Origin of the sequence: Actinocatenispora rupis (assembly GCF_016861975.1) — a bacterium.
In the GTDB taxonomy this organism is placed as follows: domain Bacteria; phylum Actinomycetota; class Actinomycetes; order Mycobacteriales; family Micromonosporaceae; genus Actinocatenispora; species Actinocatenispora rupis.
The window spans coordinates 1-1,013 of the sequence record NZ_BOMB01000068.1; the positions used below are offsets into that span (position 1 = coordinate 1).

The 1,013-nt window shown below is 66.7% G+C and carries 1 protein-coding gene; it reads left to right on the top strand.

Annotated elements, in window-relative coordinates:
* Positions 1–17 precede the first annotated feature (17 nt).
* Positions 18–1,013, top strand: a 996-nt coding sequence (locus Aru02nite_RS36275; protein WP_203665082.1) for a site-specific integrase, incomplete at its 3' end; no start/stop codon positions are given.

The window sequence follows — 1,013 nt, forward strand, 5'->3', positions numbered from 1 at the left end:
GCCGGGCGGGTGGCGTGATGACGGGGCGTCAACGGCGGCGATTCGGCAAGGTTCGGAAGCTGCCCTCGGGCCGGTGGCAGGCATCGTTCACGGCACCGGACGGAACACGTCAGAACGCGCCCGAGACCTTCAAGAACCGGACGGAGGCGGACCGCTGGCTGACGCTTGTTGAAGCCGATCTGTCCCGGGGCGCTTGGCTGAACGAAGGGCTTGGACGCGAGACGTTCGGCAACTATGCGCGGGCACATCTGCGGGATAGCCCGAAGATCGGTCCTCGCTGGCGTGAGACCTGCCTTCGCAACCTGCGGCTGCACCTCGCGCCGTTGGAGGGCAAGACGCTTGCTGAGCTGACGACCCCGGTTGTACGGGAGTGGTACGCGGCGGCGATGCGGGGGAGCGGGGGCAAGACCTCGATCCGGCAGTCATACCGGTTTCTCCGGGCGGTGATGTACAGCGCCGTTCGCGATGGTGCGATTGCACGCAACCCGTGTCAGGTTCCCGGTGCGGGTTCCGACCGTGCGAAGGAACGGCCGGTTGCGAGTCCGGCGCAAGTCCTTGCCCTGGTAGAGGCCATCACTCCCCGGTATCGCGCAGCCGTGATGATCGCGGCGTGGATGGCGCTTCGGCGCGGCGAGATCTGCGGCATGAGGGTTGCGGACGTGGATCTTGAACACGGCACGATCACGGTGCGGAAGAACCGGGTCGAGCTGCTGGAGTCCGGGGAAGCGTTCGATGACGACCCCAAAACAGACGCCGGGAAGCGGACGGTGGTGATTCCACCGCATGTGCTGCCGTTCCTGGTCGAACACATGCAGAACTGGGCGGGCAAGGACCGGGTTTTCGTGGGCCGTACCGGTCAGCCGATGCGCGGCGATGCCATTCGGCAGGCGTTCACTCGGGCTCGGACGAAGGTCGGCATGGAGCACCTCACGTTCCACGACATGCGGCACACAGGCTCGACGCTGGCGGCGTCTGCCGGGGCGACTCTGGCGGACCTGAAGAAGCGCCTCGGG